At 45.5% G+C, this 16,230-nt stretch carries 18 protein-coding genes; 6 read left to right on the top strand and 12 right to left on the bottom strand.

What is annotated here, in order from left to right:
• Window positions 1-15 precede the first annotated feature (15 nt).
• Window positions 16-237, bottom strand: coding sequence for a hypothetical protein (locus AB4135_RS01340; protein WP_371989649.1), 222 nt, complete (start codon window positions 235-237; stop codon window positions 16-18).
• Between the two features lie 121 nt (window positions 238-358).
• Here AB4135_RS01340 and AB4135_RS01335 point away from each other — a divergent pair, with 121 nt between their 5' ends.
• The 5 genes from AB4135_RS01335 to AB4135_RS01315 all read left to right on the top strand — a co-directional run bounded on the left by AB4135_RS01335 (window position 359) and on the right by AB4135_RS01315 (window position 4,105).
• A complete protein-coding gene (locus AB4135_RS01335) occupies window positions 359-1,324 on the top strand; it encodes a virulence factor BrkB family protein (protein WP_371989647.1) in 966 nt (321 codons plus the stop codon).
• Window positions 1,325-1,329: 5 nt separating this feature from the next.
• Complete coding sequence (locus AB4135_RS01330) at window positions 1,330-2,274, top strand: alpha/beta fold hydrolase (RefSeq protein WP_371989645.1); 945 nt, start codon at window positions 1,330-1,332, stop codon at window positions 2,272-2,274.
• Window positions 2,275-2,276: 2 nt separating this feature from the next.
• Window positions 2,277-2,846: a hypothetical protein gene (locus AB4135_RS01325; protein ID WP_371989643.1), complete on the top strand. Its 570-nt coding sequence runs from the start codon at window positions 2,277-2,279 to the stop codon at window positions 2,844-2,846.
• A 351-nt stretch (window positions 2,847-3,197) separates the two neighbouring features.
• The gene (gene dtd / locus AB4135_RS01320; RefSeq protein WP_248974782.1) at window positions 3,198-3,635 is read left to right on the top strand and encodes a D-aminoacyl-tRNA deacylase; all 438 of its coding nucleotides are present in this window, start codon (window positions 3,198-3,200) and stop codon (window positions 3,633-3,635) included.
• Window positions 3,636-3,640: 5 nt separating this feature from the next.
• On the top strand, window positions 3,641-4,105 hold the full coding sequence (locus AB4135_RS01315) for a thioesterase domain-containing protein (RefSeq protein ID WP_371989641.1): 465 nt from the start codon (window positions 3,641-3,643) through the stop codon (window positions 4,103-4,105).
• Between the two features lie 57 nt (window positions 4,106-4,162).
• On the opposite strand, the gene AB4135_RS01310 is transcribed toward AB4135_RS01315, so the two are convergent.
• Window positions 4,163-5,536, bottom strand: coding sequence for a DUF4397 domain-containing protein (locus AB4135_RS01310; protein WP_371989639.1), 1,374 nt, complete (start codon window positions 5,534-5,536; stop codon window positions 4,163-4,165).
• 360 nt (window positions 5,537-5,896) lie between these two features.
• Between AB4135_RS01310 and AB4135_RS01305 the strand changes: the two genes are divergently transcribed.
• Window positions 5,897-6,490 (top strand): FMN-dependent NADH-azoreductase, encoded by a 594-nt coding sequence (locus tag AB4135_RS01305; protein WP_371989637.1) that lies wholly within the window; start codon window positions 5,897-5,899, stop codon window positions 6,488-6,490.
• Window positions 6,491-6,546: 56 nt separating this feature from the next.
• On the opposite strand, the gene AB4135_RS01300 is transcribed toward AB4135_RS01305, so the two are convergent.
• From AB4135_RS01300 to AB4135_RS01255, 10 genes are all read right to left on the bottom strand, one after another.
• On the bottom strand, window positions 6,547-6,870 hold the full coding sequence (locus tag AB4135_RS01300; protein ID WP_371989635.1) for a rhodanese-like domain-containing protein: 324 nt from the start codon (window positions 6,868-6,870) through the stop codon (window positions 6,547-6,549).
• Between the two features lie 131 nt (window positions 6,871-7,001).
• Window positions 7,002-8,243 (bottom strand): beta-ketoacyl-ACP synthase, encoded by a 1,242-nt coding sequence (locus tag AB4135_RS01295; protein WP_371989633.1) that lies wholly within the window; start codon window positions 8,241-8,243, stop codon window positions 7,002-7,004.
• Window positions 8,240-8,965: a 3-ketoacyl-ACP reductase FabG2 gene (locus tag AB4135_RS01290; RefSeq protein WP_371989632.1), complete on the bottom strand. Its 726-nt coding sequence runs from the start codon at window positions 8,963-8,965 to the stop codon at window positions 8,240-8,242. Before AB4135_RS01290 ends, AB4135_RS01295 begins: the two co-directional genes overlap by 4 nt.
• 71 nt (window positions 8,966-9,036) lie before the next feature.
• On the bottom strand, window positions 9,037-9,513 hold the full coding sequence (locus tag AB4135_RS01285) for a thioester dehydrase (RefSeq protein WP_371989630.1): 477 nt from the start codon (window positions 9,511-9,513) through the stop codon (window positions 9,037-9,039).
• Complete coding sequence (locus AB4135_RS01280; protein ID WP_371989628.1) at window positions 9,506-10,735, bottom strand: beta-ketoacyl-[acyl-carrier-protein] synthase family protein; 1,230 nt, start codon at window positions 10,733-10,735, stop codon at window positions 9,506-9,508. Before AB4135_RS01280 ends, AB4135_RS01285 begins: the two co-directional genes overlap by 8 nt.
• A 19-nt stretch (window positions 10,736-10,754) precedes the next feature.
• Window positions 10,755-11,378 (bottom strand): DUF3261 domain-containing protein, encoded by a 624-nt coding sequence (locus tag AB4135_RS01275; protein WP_371989627.1) that lies wholly within the window; start codon window positions 11,376-11,378, stop codon window positions 10,755-10,757.
• Window positions 11,366-12,622: an NAD(P)/FAD-dependent oxidoreductase gene (locus AB4135_RS01270; protein WP_371989625.1), complete on the bottom strand. Its 1,257-nt coding sequence runs from the start codon at window positions 12,620-12,622 to the stop codon at window positions 11,366-11,368. The genes AB4135_RS01275 and AB4135_RS01270 overlap by 13 nt, the downstream gene beginning before the upstream one ends.
• Complete coding sequence (locus AB4135_RS01265; protein ID WP_371989623.1) at window positions 12,616-15,033, bottom strand: MMPL family transporter; 2,418 nt, start codon at window positions 15,031-15,033, stop codon at window positions 12,616-12,618. The genes AB4135_RS01270 and AB4135_RS01265 overlap by 7 nt, the downstream gene beginning before the upstream one ends.
• Window positions 15,030-15,755: an outer membrane lipoprotein carrier protein LolA gene (locus tag AB4135_RS01260; RefSeq protein ID WP_371989621.1), complete on the bottom strand. Its 726-nt coding sequence runs from the start codon at window positions 15,753-15,755 to the stop codon at window positions 15,030-15,032. Before AB4135_RS01260 ends, AB4135_RS01265 begins: the two co-directional genes overlap by 4 nt.
• Window positions 15,752-16,222: an acyl-CoA thioesterase gene (locus AB4135_RS01255; protein ID WP_371989619.1), complete on the bottom strand. Its 471-nt coding sequence runs from the start codon at window positions 16,220-16,222 to the stop codon at window positions 15,752-15,754. The genes AB4135_RS01260 and AB4135_RS01255 overlap by 4 nt, the downstream gene beginning before the upstream one ends.
• Between the last annotated feature and the right edge of the window lie 8 nt (window positions 16,223-16,230).

Below are 16,230 nucleotides of genomic sequence, written 5' to 3'. Positions count from 1 at the left end.
TAAAAGTTAAATTCGCTAGTTGGCGCGAAATTTAGCCGCATCGATAATACTCCACAGGTGTGCAATTCCGCCGATGATCGCAGGGAAGATCAACCACCACATGGCATAACCGACTACCGCGACAATACAAAACATCAGTGCGGCTAATATGCGACCTTGTACTAATTGCCCTAGACCGGGAAAGAAAAAGCTGGCGATAGCGGCGATAACATTGCCTGCGGAACCTTGTTGAGACATCAATTCAATCCTTATACTTGTAAAGAGAAGGTTATAAGCTTTATTGTACCAATATAGGTATTCATAAATCATATATTGTCGTACAGATTTGGTACAACTTTAACAGAATCAAGAGTAACAAGTGAAAAATAAGCTAGCAGTAAATCAATTTAGGTCTTTTTTGTGGAGCATTTGGGCATTTTTTTTACATTTGCTGCGCCGTTTTAAAGAGGATCAAGTCAACATTAAGGCAGGACATCTTGCTTACGTCACTTTGCTGTCTTTAGTGCCGATAGTTGCAGTGATGTTTTCTATGTTGTCAGCATTTCCGGTATTTGCTGGCATTAGAGGTCAGTTAGAAGGTTTTGTTTACGACAACTTCTTACCTGCTGCTGGAGATACGGTACAAATTTATATTAATGAATTTGTCGATAATGCCTCAAAGGGAACTACCGTCGGTATTGCCGCCTTGGTTGTGGTGGCGCTAATGCTTATTTCTGCAATTGATAAATCGCTCAACAGTATTTGGCGTACTAAAGAGAAGCGTCAGGTTGCAGTGTCTTTTTCGATGTACTGGATGGTATTGACACTCGGGCCTGTGCTGGTGGGGGCTAGTTTGGTTGCGACCTCTTATCTGGTATCGCTTAAATTATTCAATGACTCAGAGCTGTCAGGGGTGGTGCCATTAATCATTGAGCGTTTACCAATGATGTTCTCTGTAGCGGCATTTTTGCTGCTCTATATGGTCGTGCCCAATAAGAAGGTGAAGTTCTTTCATGCACTTTTGGGCGCTATTGTCGCGGCAATGTTGTTTGAGCTTGGTAAAAAAGGCTTTGCATTTTATGTGACTCAATTCCCTAGTTATGAAGCTATTTACGGTGCATTAGCGGTGATCCCGATTTTGTTTGTTTGGGTATATGTTTCATGGATTATTGTACTTGTTGGTGCAGAGATTACGGCGGCGATGCCTGAGTATCTGCGAGAGCGGCATATTGCCCGGGCGGCACGATTGGCTGAGGCAGCTCAACTCGAGGAGCTTGATTTAGCGACGAAAAGGACCGAACTGGCGGCTAAGCAGGCTGAATCGACATCTGAAAAGAGCGCTTAAAGGACATGTTGAATCATCTCAAACCTATTGCCAGAAACTGGTTGGCGGTTGGCGATGGTCATGAGCTTTATATTGCGCAGTATGGTAACGCTCAAGGGATCCCGCTGCTTTATCTACATGGAGGTCCTGGAGCTGGTTGCTCTACCGAAGAGTTAGCTTTGTTTGATCTGTCTGTGTATCGGGTCATTTTCATGGATCAAAGGGGAGCGGGACTCTCGCGACCCAGAGGAGAGCTCAAACATAATAATGTTAGCAAGCTGCTTACGGATATAGAGCTGGTTCGGCAATGGCTAGGCATATCAACATGGGCGCTTGCTGGAGGCTCCTTTGGTGCAACGCTAGGGCTGTTATACGCAGCGAAGTATCCTGAGCGCGTCATCGAACAAGTGTTATGGGGGGCATTCATTCCTAGCGAAGAGAGTATCCAGTGGCTATATGGTCAACAAGGGGCTGCACGGTTATTTTCATCTGAGCAGCTTGATTTTAGTGTTGTTGCAACCGCTGATACTCAACAGCTTTTTGCACGTTATAGAGATGGACTAGAGCATCAATGCGCTAGCGTTCGACAGGACTTTACCCGTCGCTGGCTCAGATGGGAAATGGCGTTGGCTTACCCAGGTTGTAAGCAATATAAGGAAAATGTAAATCTCAGTCAGGTGTTAGCAAGCATCGAGCTTTATTATGTAGCTAATAATTATTTTGCTGCTTTTGATCAATTATGCGATTCATTGGTAAATATTCAGACGCGAACCGTCATTATACAGGGAGAGCTGGACTGGGTTTGCCCAGTTGGGGTGGTAATTAGTTTTTTACAAGAGCATCAGAATCAAATGATTAAGTTGATGGAAATTAAAGGCGGCTACCATGCCTTGGCTGATGTAAAAATGACTCGAGCCGTGGTAAGCGCGATACGTGAAATGGCCCAAACAATAGAGCAAGGAAAAAAATAAAGATGAAGAAACTATTAATCATAGGTTTAATGTTAGGACTTACTGCGTGTGCAGCAACTGAAAGTAATACAGAAGTAGAAGCAACAGCAAAAGCACCTGACAGTGTGACCCTTGGAGGTATGACGGATGTTGAAGCTACCGATAAGCTACTGGAAGCATTACTCAATAAAAGTTATTTAGCCAAAAAAGCGGGTCCGAATGGTGTGGCGGTTAATTTTGATAATAGCCAGTTTATCTTACAACCTAGCATTAATCCTGAAGGCATTGACCGCATTTTAATGAACCGCTTCTACGCTATTCATCCTAAGTATGTGGGTAGTAAAGAGGTATTAGTGATGATTGGTACCCTTAATCAGAAACTTAACTTTGCTAAGTTTGTAGTAAGAGAGCGAGGGGCTGTGATCCAAGTGCAAGGTGCGGCAACTTTTGTTGATACCATTAGTATGGAAGAGATCCGTCGCTTTATATTGTGGACCGATGAAGGTTTGCGCCAAGTCGGTAAGTCATTACCTGAGGGCTCGGAAGGTGTGATTAAACCGATTCCAGTCATGCAGAATATTCAGTCGATTTAAACAAGGTAATTGAAAAATAAAGCCCTAGAAGCAGAAAGTTTTAGGCTTTAGGGAAGGCTAAGAAAGGTCCAAGGGAACACTAAAACAAGTGACCTTGCGGATGCGACTCGGTTACTTACGGAACGCTGCGTGTACTCACAGTATGTATCTTCTGTGGCTTAGGCTTTAGCCCATCAAATGTCTTGTTTGAATTTGTCGGCATAAATGCCGACCTACAGACCGCTGGAAAACGGTTTTCCGTGAGTGAGTGAGTGAGTGAGTGAATGTCTGTTCGTTCAGTTATCCGTAAGCGGAGTATTCATCTGCGCTTCTTTCATTTTAGTCATTAAGTTTTTACAGGAGAGTGTGTAAGTGATTGCCTTAATTCAACGTGTAAGTGAAGCTAACGTAGTCGTTGATGGTGAAACCATTGGGGAGATAGATAAAGGCCTGTTAGTGCTATTAGGTGTTGAGCGCGAAGATGACTTAGCCAAAATGGAAAAGCTGGCGACTAAGGTGATGAGTTATCGAGTCTTCTCCGATGAAAACGGTAAAATGAACCTCAATCTCGAACAGGCTGGCGGCAGTTTATTAGTGGTTTCGCAGTTTACCTTGGCGGCAGATACTGGTCGCGGTTTACGGCCTAGCTTTTCGGGGGCAGGAACACCAGAGCAAGCGCGTGAGCTTTATCAGGCTTTTGTTGATTTTTGTCTATCGAAAGGCGTTAACACACAAACGGGTGAGTTTGCTGCTGATATGAAGGTCTCACTGGTCAATGACGGCCCGGTTACCTTTAATTTGCAGGTATAGTGGCTATGCAAAAACTGGCTTTTGACGAAGGTGGCTTAATAAAGCAACTGCAAAGTACTTGGTATCAGACGATTCCCGTGAGTCAGTTTATGCAGATTACTCCTGTCAGTTTTTCCGGGCAAAGTTTTAGTGTTACTGCACCATTATCCCCCAATGTTAATCTGCATCAAACGATGTTTGCTGGCAGTATTTATACCCTTATGACCCTAACGGGTTGGGGCATGGTTTGGCTGCAACAACAACTTGCTAAGGTTGAAGGTGATATCGTACTCGCCGATGCCAATGTTCGTTATATTGCCCCTATAACTGCAGATCCTGTTGCCAGAACAGCATGGATAGATACAGATCTATCAGCATTGCAACGTGGTAAACGAATTCGAGTCAATTTATCTATAGAGCTTTGGTGTGCTGATAAACTGTGTGCGGTATTTGAAGGTCGCTTCGTTAGTCTACCGAAAAGCAGTGACTAAATTTTTCACACAAAAAAGCGGCATTAGAAATATGCCGCTTTTAAGGTTTTTAGTCTTTTATTTTGCTACAAAGTCATCCATTAAAATTACACCTAACGGCACTCCACCACCCATATTGTCGACGGCAGCGACACTGTAGAGCCCGCCAGCCATTAAGCTTACTGGTAATGGCCCAATAGCAACGGTCTTGCTGTCGTGAGGAGTCACGCTTACCACGTAGTCACCCGCGGTGATTGAGAGTGCTCCAGAAGTTGCCATAAAGGGCACATCACTCAAGGCTGGCGTCGCATCACTGATATCATCAGTGGCTGTAAGGTAGATATCTACATTACCCGCTGAGTATGAAGTGTGGGCAACATTAAGCTTGGCCGCGGTTGCTATTCTGCGCGGGCTTTCCATCACAACTAATGGTGAAATGTCCGAATCTGTTAGTGAACCGACTGCGAAGGCTGAGTAGCTCATACCTTGCTCTAAGGTCACTTCCGCTGCATCAATAACCACCACTGAGTTATCAGCATCCGCAGCAACAGTGACTGTGTGGTCGCCTTCGGGCACATTTAAAAATCCGGTCACTTGTCTAAATGCAAGCATATCGACAGCAGGTGTCATGCTGCCATCTAGGAATACATCAACAGCGGGAGCATCGGCAACAGCATGAACAACACGTAGGTCGGCGCCCGCATCTTTGTCTTGAATGAGTACTTGCCCTTCAGGCAGAGCTGCTAGCAGTGCGACAGGTGATGAACCACTCCATACATTGGTAATCGCTGTCAGTAAGTAATCAGTTTGCGACATTAGCGATACATTGCCTGAGTCATAAACCACCGCTTTTTGATCCGCTGCAGTGATCCGGATCTGATATTCACCCGCTGCAAGCTCTATTTGATCAGTGTATCCCATGTAATCTAATGAAAGAGTCGGTGACATCATGCTGATATCAGCATCGACGCCTGTAACATACACATCGACTTCACCTACACCAACAGTGCCATGCAGCACTTGAACTCGGGCATAATCAGCAGCGATATCGGCTGTAGCATTTTCAATTAGGGCAAGATCTAAGGTGTTGTCAGCGACGCTGCCGACTGCAACGGCTGTGTATTCCATATCAGCTTCAGCATCGAGCGTAGTTTCCAGAACCGTTAGTGTTTCATTTCCCGGAAGCTTGGCGTCGACTGTGATTGCGTAAGAAGCTGAATCAACAGATAGCAACCCAGAAGATTGAGAGTAGTCGACATCTGTAAGCAGTGCTGAACCATTGGCTGTAACGTTAACCATTGGAGCATCAGAGCTCGCATGGATGACGCGGATTTGAGTCGACGCTGCAGGCTCAGGTAAAACTGCTGTGATATTGTCATTGTCATCGTCACTGCCACATGCAGTTAAGGCCAGAGTTGAGATTATTAAGGCACTAGGATATAAGCGTTGCATAGCATTTCCCTTGTTAGGTTGGGGTTCATTTCGCTATACGACACCTCAAAAATTAATGATCACATTTTTTTAACTTAAATCGAGAGGGCTAAAATTTTATTCAGTGTTAATAAGTATTTTGTCATTGTTTTATAAGCGCAAAGTCTAAAGTTAATTAATTGTGTTTTTTTATTCTGCACCGAGGTTTGATTTTTGCTTGTGCATGTTTATGACGTTGATAGCACATGCTAATAGTTCTATTTAATCGAATATTTTCTCAAATTTATTCCGCTATATTTCGTGTTTATCGTACTTTAAGCTTGGCTTCATTCGACTGAGTAGAAGCCTTATTCGCTCTGTTTCTAAATTGAGGAAGCTGAAATGTCAAAAGTACTAATATTGAAATCGAGTATTCTCGGAGATTACTCACAGTCAGCCCAGTTGACTGACCATGTTGCCGATATATGGTTAAACAAAGGAGCCGAGATTATGGTGCGCGATCTTGCGGCTGATCCTTTGCCTGTGCTTGATGGAGAGCTAGCAAGCGGAATGCGTGGCAATGAATCACTGTCTGAACGACAAACCGCAGCATTAGCGTTATCTGATGCGCTGATCAAAGAACTCAAAGAGCATGACACTATTGTTATTGCCGCTCCAATGTATAACTTCTCTATTCCAACCCAACTCAAAAACTGGATCGACCTGGTGGCTAGGGCTGGGGTGACGTTTACCTATACTGAACAAGGGCCTGAAGGGCTGATAAAAGGCAAGCGTGCAGTGCTAGTGACCACACGTGGCGGGGTTCATAAAGACAGCGCTTCTGATCATGTTGTGCCATACCTTAAAACAGTACTTGGCTTTATCGGTATCACTGAGGTAGATACCATTTATGGTGAAGCCTTAGCCATGGGGCCAGAAGCTGCAGAGCAAGGGATTAAAGCGGCAAAATCTCAATTAGACTTGATTGAAGCTTGAAATCCTCATGATCGGTAGCAGAGGTTAGCCGCTAATTATGGCGGCTAACTTGCATTTTATTTAGGTTGGCAGGCCATGAGATCGTTAAGTGCACCTGCGTTAACAATGCGTTCTAGGCCACAATTTGCAAGAATATCGCAACCCTTCTGTGCTCGGATCCCCGCACCGCAATAGAGCAGATATATTTGTTGGGGATCGGTAATACCTTGATACCAATTTAGCAGTGAATCTAACGGCACATTAATCGCTTGTGGGAGATGGCCGCTGGCAAACTCCTGTGGGCTGCGCACATCAATCACTAAGGCACCTTGTTCGATAAGCTGCCAGCACTTATCGCCAGGCTCACAGTGAGACAACTTTGACAGTATTACTTCAGACATAGGTTTTCTCTCGTTGTGATTTTAATAATAGTGACTCTATTAAAACTTATTATTAGATTTACTTCAATAAGATTTTTCTAATTGATCTTTTTGAGAAAAAAAGGCCCCTAACAAGAGGCGCTGTCTGAGCGTTAACTTGACCACTTTTTAAAGATGAGAGAGGTGTTGATGCCGCCGAAGGCAAAATTGTTACTCATGACATAATCCGTTTCAATCTGCCTAATATCATCTTTGATATAGTCGAGCTGACCGCACTCTGGGTCAATCTCGCTCAGGTTTAATGTCGGCGCAAACCAACCTTGATTCATCATCTCGACGCTGGCCCAGGCTTCAAGCGCACCGCACGCACCTAAGGTATGCCCGGTATAACTTTTTAGTGATGATATTGGTTGTGAACCACCAAATACGGCATGGGTTGCCTGCGTTTCGGCAATGTCACCGCGATCGGTTGCTGTGCCATGTGCGTTGACATAGCCAATTTTATTGGCGTCAATATCAGCATCTTTGAGTGCCAGCCGAATAGCTTGCTCCATGGTGTCGGCATTGGGCTGGGTGACATGCAAGCCATCAGAGTTGGTACCAAACCCCACTATTTCTGCATAGATTTTTGCACCGCGCTGTTTTGCATGTTCAAGTTCTTCGAGCACTAAAGTGCATGCGCCTTCTCCAATCACTAAGCCGTCACGTTGCTTATCAAAAGGTTTAGGTGTTGCTGCTGGAGTGTCATTTTGAGTGCTGGTGGCAAACAGGGTATCGAACACCACAGCTTCGGTTGGGCAAAGTTCTTCGCCGCCGCCGGCTAGCATGAGATCTTGCTGGCCATACTTGATCGCTTCATAAGAGTAGCCTATGCCTTGACTGCCAGAGGTACACGCGCTGCTGGTGGTATGCACTCTTCCTTTTAGTCCAAAGAATACCCCGACATTGACCGCTGTGGTGTGCGCCATCATTCGTATATAGCTGGTGGCAGTAACGCCAGACATATCGCCCGTTTTCAACATATCGCCAAAGGCGATGATAGGGTCGGTGCTGCCGGTAGAGGAACCGTAGGCGATTCCCATCGCGCCGGAAGTGACGACAGGGTCGTCCAGCAGCTTGGCATCAATCAGCGCGAGTTCACTCGCGCGGGTGGCCATGACGGACACTCGTCCCATGGAGCGAATTTTTTTACGTGAATAGTGTGCTGGCTGCTGAAAGTCGGTAACTGGCGCGGCTAAGCGGGTATTTAGGCCATCAAATTTATCCCATTCATCAAGCCTAACGACGCAGTTTTTCTGCGCTTTTAGATTCGCAGCAATGGTTTGCCAGTCATGGCCTAGAGCGGTTATTCCGCCTATACCTGTAATCACAACTCTGCGTGGCAGGTGGCTCATATCATGCCTCCATTAACCGAAATCACTTGGCGGGTGATATAAGCTGCATCTTCTGACATTAAGAAGTTAGCCAGTCCTGCGATTTCAGAGGCTTTACCCATACGTCGCATCGGTACGATAGCGTTGACCATATCCTTTGGAATGTCTGACACCATATCGGTTTCGATAAGCCCAGGGGCAATGCAGTTAACGGTAATCTTACGTTTAGCCAGCTCAAGTGAGAGCGCTTTAGTGGCACCGATAATGCCTGCTTTTGAAGCGCTATAGTTTACTTGGCCGCGATTACCTGCAATGCCAGATACAGAAGCCATAGTGACAATGCGCCCGCCTTGTCTCGCTTGTACCATCGGCATCACTGTTGGATGGATAACATTATAAAAACCATCAAGGTTGGTATGCACGACGCTGTCCCACTCTGATTCTGTCATGGCGGGGAAGGCGGTATCGCAGTTTATGCCAGCATTTAACACAACGCCGTAATAGGCGCCATGCTGTTCAATATCTTGTTCGATAGCTTGTTTGGCTGCTGCACGATCGGCAATATCAAATTTAAGGCAAGAGACATTTACGCCATGTTGCTCTAGTGCCTGCTGAGTCTCTTTAGCAGCATTGATGTTTTGATAGTAATGCATGGCGATATCAAATCCTGACTCTGCCAGTTTTAGCGCAATTGCTTTACCAATACCGCGGCTAGAACCAGTAATGAGTATTCTTTTAGTCATCTTTTCTCCCTAACAGCCCCTTAGATTTGCTTAATGGGATTACGCTGTTGTCTATGATGTTATTTTTATTGTTAGTCAGTGGCTTCAGCAATATAGGCTTGGGTATCTTGTGGCTGAAACACATTGACATTAGCCTCTGCAACGAGCTGTTTATTATGCATTATCTTACAATCAAACACCGCTAGACCTGAGTCCTCTTGATACAGTCGAGTGACATGGGTTTGATAGATCTCACGGTCTTTAAAGTGGGGTATATGCATCTTAAGCTTGCGGGTACCCAGCAGGAAACCCACTCTAATAATATCGTCTCTTAGCCGTGCCTCTACTCCCGCTAAGGCAGCAATACTTTGCGCCATATATTCAATGCCAACATAGTTAGGCACGCCTGGCAGCGCATCATCAAAATAGGCACTCGCGCTGCTGATAACCGTTTGAGTAAGTAAGCTATCAGCTTCATATTCAAGTAAATTACTGATCAGCACCATTGGTTGTCGATGGGGGATGAATTGCTCAACGTTTTGGCTGGCAAGTGTGGTTAAATCAAACATCTGCATGTACTCGGTTAATTATTGCTGCTCTTCTACTGAGAATTAAGCTGGCATTACTGCCACCAAAGGCGAAAGAGTTACTCATAATATGCTGCAGTGGTGCGCAGTCACCTAAATTCACCAAGGGTAATATTGGATTATCGGGATCTTGTTCTGCATCCCACACTTGAGGGGGTAACTGGTTGCCAGTATTTAGTTCGCTAAGCAATAGATAACAAAATGCTGCTTCAATCGCACCCGCTGCTCCCAAAGTGTGACCGACTAGCGGTTTAGTCGAACTGCATGCTGGTGGATGATGATTAAATACCGTGTTAACAGCACGGCTTTCCATTGCATCATTTTTAGGTGTTGCAGTGCCATGTAAGTTCAAGTAACTAATTTGCTCCGGCGTTAACTGCGCCATTGTTAACGCTGACTGCATAGCTGTAATCGCACCTATGCCGTCAGGATGGGGCGCGGAGATATGGTAGGCATCGCTTGATTCACCCACTCCTGTTAATAGTATTTCATCCTGCTCGGTTGCCCGTGCTAACAGGAATAGCGCCGCCCCTTCACCGATATTGATACCATCACGATTGACACTAAAAGGTTGGCAGTGCCCCTTAGATATAGACTCAAGCGAGTTAAAACCATTGAGGGTTAATTGGCATAGGGAGTCGACACCGCCAACAATAGCGATATCACAAAGGTCAGCATTGAGCATTCTGCGGGCGCTAGCAAAGGCTTTAGCACTTGAAGAGCAGGCTGTTGAAACGGTCAAGCAAGGGCCGCTGAGGCCAAAGTAGTGCTGTAAAAATTGGCTAGTGTCGCCTAGCTCTTGCTGCGCATAATCGTATCCAGTCGGGAACTCGCCATGCTGGCTGTGGTGAGCTAAAGCTTGCTCGCCTGTGGCAATACCTGAGGTGCTGGTGCCGATGATTACCGCCACTCTATCTGCGCCATATTGCTCTTTTGCTGCTAAGACTTGCGCTTCAATCTGCTTTGCCGCGACTAACGCTATTTGATTATTGCGGGTATCAAAACGCTGCCATTCAATGGCTAACGGATGCAATAAGGTACTGACCTCACCCACAAGCGCAGGGCGTTCAAGCATCAAGTCATCGCGCCATTTCATAGCGTCAATGTTGGCATTAATCAGGTTATTGAGCACGGTAGTCGGGCTGTCGCCTAAAGGGGTGCATAAACCTATTTGAGTTATTGCTATTGCAGTCTTTGAGTTCACTTTAATCACCATAACAGGTTTATAACGGGTTGATGATGAGCTCAAAGTTCGCTGCATCGATATTGAGTTTAACGTTTGCTGACCATAGGTCCGGCTGACTATAACGAATAGTGACAATCGGCACATCGTTGCCAGCAGTGTCTTGTGTGTCTGTGTAGAGCTGTCGGCAATAGCCAGCATCGCAATTATAGCCTTGTATATAACCATTTTGTAGATGCTGATTAATGCTGCCTTCATCCCAATAGATAAGCTGCATAATGGCTAGTAGGTATTCTGCTTTAAATTGCGAGCCGAGCAGTGCACTTTGCTCGCTAATGAGCTGATGACCGTCATAAGTGAGCGTGAATAGTGGCTGCCCTAAAGGGGCTAAACCTACTAAAGTTAACTGCTGCGCAGTAAGCTCAAGTTGAGTTAATAGTTCATGCTGGCTTGACTGAGTTTTTATGGTGGCTTTTTGTGTCAGGCTACGCTCGGTCACTGCTGTTTGTGGATTCTGACCGCTCCCAGCAATCGGCGCAAGGCAATAACTCACATCGCTTGGAAGCTCAACGCAGGTCTGTCTTTGCAGTGTTTGGCTACAGGCTGTTAATAGTAGTAGCCCAACAATGGCCAGTATTTTTAATCGATACCCTAACTGCGGCATAGCTCTACAACCATATTTAGACGTCTTTTAGACTCGCTAACGAAGGGGTTGTTCTGATCCCATGCATAACCAGCAAGTATTGAGCAGATCATCTGCTTAATGGTGACATCAGGGTTTTGATAGAAGATAGCCTCTTGAAAGCGGCAGTCATACCATGCTTCAACATAAGTTCTAAAGGTATCAACACCTTGCATCAATGGCTCAGCATATTCAGTTTGCCAATTAATTCTTTCGCCATCGAGTTGCTTAACCAACGCTTTTGCCGCTAGAGATGCAGACTGCATCGCAATGGTGACGCCCGATGAAAATACGGGGTCGAGGAACTCTCCAGCATTACCAAGCAGTGCAAATTTGTCAGTTGCTAAGGTGGTGACGTTAGCGGAATAACCTTTTAATATGCCGCTATCATTAATCAACTCAGCATTGGCTAATAAGCGCTTTAGTCCAGGCTCTTGGGAGATCATCTCAAGCAATACATGGTCTAGATTGGCGGTTAGATCTCCAAGTTGGTGAGGTTCTGCCACTACGCCAACAGAGCAGCGGCCATCGCTAAACGGAATAAGCCAGTACCAAATATCTTGGTTCTGTGGGTGAACGCTAATAAGGATCTTGTTACGGTCAAAATCGCTACAAGTAATATTGTCTTGAATATGATTAAACACTGCAGTACGTGTTGGCAAGCTTGATGGCTTTTCTAATTCAAGTAATCGCGGTAATACTCGACCAAAGCCACTGGCATCAAGAATAAACTTGGCATTAACACGGTAGCTTTCGCCCGTATCACTGCCAACGGTTAGCTGTGGCTCGTTGGCTAAATCTACTGACTCTACTGATTGCCCGTAACGGATCTCAACGCCTTGCTTGGTAGCCTCATCGGCCAGTAGTTTATCGAACTTCGCCCGCTCAACTTGAAAGGTCGTCCCCGGGCCCTGGCTAAATTTGTCTTCAAAATTAAAGGTGGTGTATTGGTCTGCACATCTAAATGCGGCGCCATCTTTATATTGAAAACCCGCTCGGTTAACCGCATCGAGCATATTGGCTTCTGCTATTACCTGCATGCAGCAAGGTAGCAAACTCTCACCAATAGAAAAGCGTGGGAAATGTTGCTTCTCCAGCACAAGTACACGTTTTCCTTGAGCATGCAGCAAACTTGCTACAATACTACCTGATGGCCCTGCACCTATAATGGCGACATCGACCTCTTCAACACGCGGAGTGTTTTGATGTGCGTGAGTGCTTAGCATTCGGCTGTTTTCCTTGTGAAAATCTGAATAAATGGAGAGAGTAAAAAGGTAAAGCTAATACCAATTAGTAGCGTTAAACCAAACGCGCTAATGGCAGGTGTTTGGCTAAAGGCGAGTAAACCAAAAGCAAGTAGAGTAGAGGTGGCAGACATAAGCACTGCCATCATTACTCCGCGAGTCTGTTGCTTGGCTTCTGCAAAAAATAGACTGTAGTCGATACCGATCCCAAACACTAAGATCAACGCTAAAGCATGAAATAGCGTCAGTGGTGCCTGTAGCAAACCTAAAGCAGATAGGGTTAATAAAGCTGAAAGTGCAGGCACGCAAACGACAATAGTGGCTAACTTAATGCCGAATCTAAATGTGAAAATAGCCAGTGCTGCAACCAGCGCGATAACCAGTAATGCTAAGGTGAGTTGCCGGTAGTGGCTCATCAACTTTGAGATCTCACCGACTTTATCAACTAACTGTACATTAGGGTTGTTGCGAAACAAGGCTGAGAGTTTATCAAGTTGCTTAATACCGCCAAGCATGACAATCGCGCCGTAATCTGAGCCTTGCTCAGGCATAAGCCACAATGGAGCTAACTGCTGGCCAGCTGCTGAGTTTATAAATGCATTTGCGTCGATATAACGACCGTTTGCAGCACGGTACTCATCCACAAGTGGTTGAGCTATGCTCTGTTCAATACCTAACCTGGTTAAGATCTCAATGAGGTTATCAATATAGATCTGTTGCTGCAGCTGATAGTTGCTTGCTTGGATTTTCTCACTCGGAAGAAAGCGACTTAAACTGAAATGGTTTGCTATCAACTGCTGCTCAGTTGCCGACTCAAGGGTTGGTTCGAGTTGCTCAAGCTGTATTTTAAGTGCTTCTTCACTGTTAGCATGAACCAGTAAGAACTGATTATCTGTGCCACCACTAAGCACTGTGCGCAGGCTGTCTTCTTGCTGCTGAATGGCTGCCGGAGTGTGTTGTAACTGCCGAATATCATCGTCACTACGAAGCTGACTTAATCCAATTGTTGTAAACGTCACGCCTATCAGCAGCCATACGGCCCTTGAAAACGGAGATAATGGCATAACACGCTTAAGCATAAAGCCTTGGTAGCGATCTGCTATATCGAGAACATGCTGGCTATCTTTAAGTTTTGCGCTGGCTAATTTAGGGTAAGCAAACACCAAGGTTAAGTATGCGCCGAGGAGCCCTGCAGCACAGAATATCGCGACTTGCTGCATACCTGGAAAAGGCGCTAACCCTAAAGAACCATAAGCGACAATGCTGGTAATCAACGCCAGTGATATGGCAGGTAAAATTGCCAATGAGGTTTGGTTTGCATCAAGCTTTGGGTTATTGAGGCGCTCGCAATAGAAGTGAAAACAGTAGTCGATGGCGATCCCTATCAAACTAGTACCAAATACTAAGGTCAGTAGATGCAGTTCGCCAAACACTAATAGAGTCAGCACGATGGCAAACAGTAGGCTGCTACTTAAAGTCATGACGGCTATGGTCAGTGGCATCACCGAACGAAAAGCGAACCACACTAATGCGATAACACCGACAAGCGAAATAAGCCCAATACTTGAGACCTCTTGCTTGGCATTGTCTGTGGCCGCTGCCGCATGAAATAGCGCACCAGCCTTGATGAAACTTATCTGTGCATTATCATCGGTGACAGCGCTCATGGCTTGGTTTAATGCCGCTAATTGCTGTTGTTGAGCATTGGGGCTAAAGGCGCTTTGCAGCCCTTTGGCCATCACAATAGCGATGTATTTAGAGGTTGTGTTGCCGCTGTCTTGCGGATATTCGCTTAGCAATATGCCATTTTGTACCGATAGCGCTTGCTTGGGAGCAAGTGCCAACAAGTTCTCAGGGTAGAGCAGCAGCGGATCTTGGCTAATGAGATCACTATTGGCATAGCCAAATGCACTATAGAGTTTGTGTAGACTCGCTTGGGTGAGCTGCGGCCATTGCTGTTGAGTGAGCTGTTGTTGTTGCCTATCGGTGAGTAGGTTAAAGCGGTAGGGGAAATAAAAAGCATTTAAAGCCTGCGCTTGCGATATATCTGCACTTGCAACATCGGTAAATATTGCTGCACTGTGTGTTTTCAAATGCTGCATTAACAGTGATGCACCATTAACTGCTTGATTTTTATCTGCTGCAATAACTCCAACATAGAGCCTGTTGGCAAGCTGCTGTTCAACCGCGGCCATTGCCCGCTGTGTCAGTGGGCTTTCGCTCACTTTGGGCAGCATAGCTAATATATCGGTTTGAATTTTTGCACCAGATTGCCATTGAACGCCGCCGACAATTAGCGTGCTCATGACGAGTATTATCCATAACGTTAGCTTTTTATTTGGGCTTATTCCAGATAGAAAGCCAAGTGCGACACGCTGAAGTTTGACGCTCATTGAGTCTCTCTGAGCTGATCTGCCATCGCGGGCGAGAAGCGTGCCTTGTCTTGCGCAGTTAATGGCAGCTCCACAAGCTTGGAAAACTCAATACGGCTGCGGTCTTGATTGTCACTAAATAGGGTCAAGGTTTGAATTTTCTGTTCACCTGTCAATACGAGTCGAGGCATGGCCTTTTGCACCATAGGGTCAATAGGGATAAGCCCTAGTTGCCATTGGGGATTGCTGTTGCTGGCACTGTGGATGCTAAGTTTGAAATGCTGTTGCAGCGTTTGCAGGTCGCCGCTAAGCAGTGCATTGAGTAAGGTCGGCATAAGCTGTGATAACTGGCTTGCACTAGCTGGTTGCTGGGCGGTTACCTGAATTTGCCCTTGGCTATCGATTTGCGTCAGCCTGCCTGCTTGTAAAATCAATGTACTACTAAAAGGAGATTGTTGCTGCCAAACGATGCCAAGCTGCTTAGAAAAGACAAAGTTACCGTGACTCACTAATGGCTTTTTGAGTACTTTTAAGTAGCGATATTGAGTAAACAGTCCTTTAGCTTGTGGGCTCGGTGATAATCGCTGTGTTAGTTGCTCAAGCTCAGAACTTGATGCCTGTTGACTAAACAAGGCAGTAAAATCAGTTTGGCTATCGGCGCCAAAACTTGCGCTACTTGCAACAAGTAAAGTGGTTAGCAATATGAGTCGCTGACACGCTCTTTTCAGCTGCATCAATCTCATCGGCTTATGCCCTTAGCTGAGTCGGTTGCTGGGCTTGATAGCTCGCTATCGGCAATTAACGCTGCGATTTTATGCTGAAATATATCGGGGGTCACAAAACACAGTTCTTGGGTTTGCATATCAACTGCAGCTTGAATTGTATAGCCCTTAGTAATGCGTTTTTGAGTTGCGGCATCCAGCACTTGGTAGTTGATTTTAAGGCGGTTCTCCCACTCAACAATGGCTGCTTTGATAATCACTTTTTGATCGAAAGTACTCGATTGCACATATTTTATCTGCAGATCAACAATGGGCCAGCTATAGCCAGAATCCTGCATTGCGCGATAACCATAATTGATCTTATCGAGTAACTGACAGCGGGCAACTTCAAAATAGCGTAGGTAGTTGCCATGCCAGGTTATGCCCATAGAATCGACATCATGGAATGGAATGACAACTTCGATCTCGGTGCTTATTATGCCTTTCATCAGCTCAT

This window comes from Shewanella sp. 10N.286.54.B9, assembly GCF_041468565.1.
Lineage (GTDB): Bacteria > Pseudomonadota > Gammaproteobacteria > Enterobacterales > Shewanellaceae > Shewanella.
This window is presented reverse-complemented; position numbering and strand designations above follow the sequence as displayed.

Excerpts from the sequence above, each read along its gene's own strand:
- AB4135_RS01290 (WP_371989632.1), bottom strand. The coding sequence starts at position 8,965 with ATGACTAAAAGAATACTCATTACTGGTTCTAGCCGCGGTATTGGTAAA.
- AB4135_RS01330 (WP_371989645.1), top strand. The coding sequence starts at position 1,330 with ATGTTGAATCATCTCAAACCTATTGCCAGAAACTGGTTGGCGGTTGGC.
- AB4135_RS01295 (WP_371989633.1), bottom strand. The coding sequence starts at position 8,243 with ATGAGCCACCTGCCACGCAGAGTTGTGATTACAGGTATAGGCGGAATA.
- AB4135_RS01270 (WP_371989625.1), bottom strand. The coding sequence starts at position 12,622 with ATGCTAAGCACTCACGCACATCAAAACACTCCGCGTGTTGAAGAGGTC.
- AB4135_RS01340 (WP_371989649.1), bottom strand. The coding sequence starts at position 237 with ATGTCTCAACAAGGTTCCGCAGGCAATGTTATCGCCGCTATCGCCAGC.
- AB4135_RS01265 (WP_371989623.1), bottom strand. The coding sequence starts at position 15,033 with ATGAGCGTCAAACTTCAGCGTGTCGCACTTGGCTTTCTATCTGGAATA.
- AB4135_RS01325 (WP_371989643.1), top strand. The coding sequence starts at position 2,277 with ATGAAGAAACTATTAATCATAGGTTTAATGTTAGGACTTACTGCGTGT.
- AB4135_RS01285 (WP_371989630.1), bottom strand. The coding sequence starts at position 9,513 with ATGTTTGATTTAACCACACTTGCCAGCCAAAACGTTGAGCAATTCATC.
- AB4135_RS01310 (WP_371989639.1), bottom strand. The coding sequence starts at position 5,536 with ATGCAACGCTTATATCCTAGTGCCTTAATAATCTCAACTCTGGCCTTA.
- AB4135_RS01315 (WP_371989641.1), top strand. The coding sequence starts at position 3,641 with ATGCAAAAACTGGCTTTTGACGAAGGTGGCTTAATAAAGCAACTGCAA.
- AB4135_RS01260 (WP_371989621.1), bottom strand. The coding sequence starts at position 15,755 with ATGAGATTGATGCAGCTGAAAAGAGCGTGTCAGCGACTCATATTGCTA.
- AB4135_RS01305 (WP_371989637.1), top strand. The coding sequence starts at position 5,897 with ATGTCAAAAGTACTAATATTGAAATCGAGTATTCTCGGAGATTACTCA.
- AB4135_RS01300 (WP_371989635.1), bottom strand. The coding sequence starts at position 6,870 with ATGTCTGAAGTAATACTGTCAAAGTTGTCTCACTGTGAGCCTGGCGAT.
- AB4135_RS01255 (WP_371989619.1), bottom strand. The coding sequence starts at position 16,222 with ATGAAAGGCATAATAAGCACCGAGATCGAAGTTGTCATTCCATTCCAT.
- AB4135_RS01275 (WP_371989627.1), bottom strand. The coding sequence starts at position 11,378 with ATGCCGCAGTTAGGGTATCGATTAAAAATACTGGCCATTGTTGGGCTA.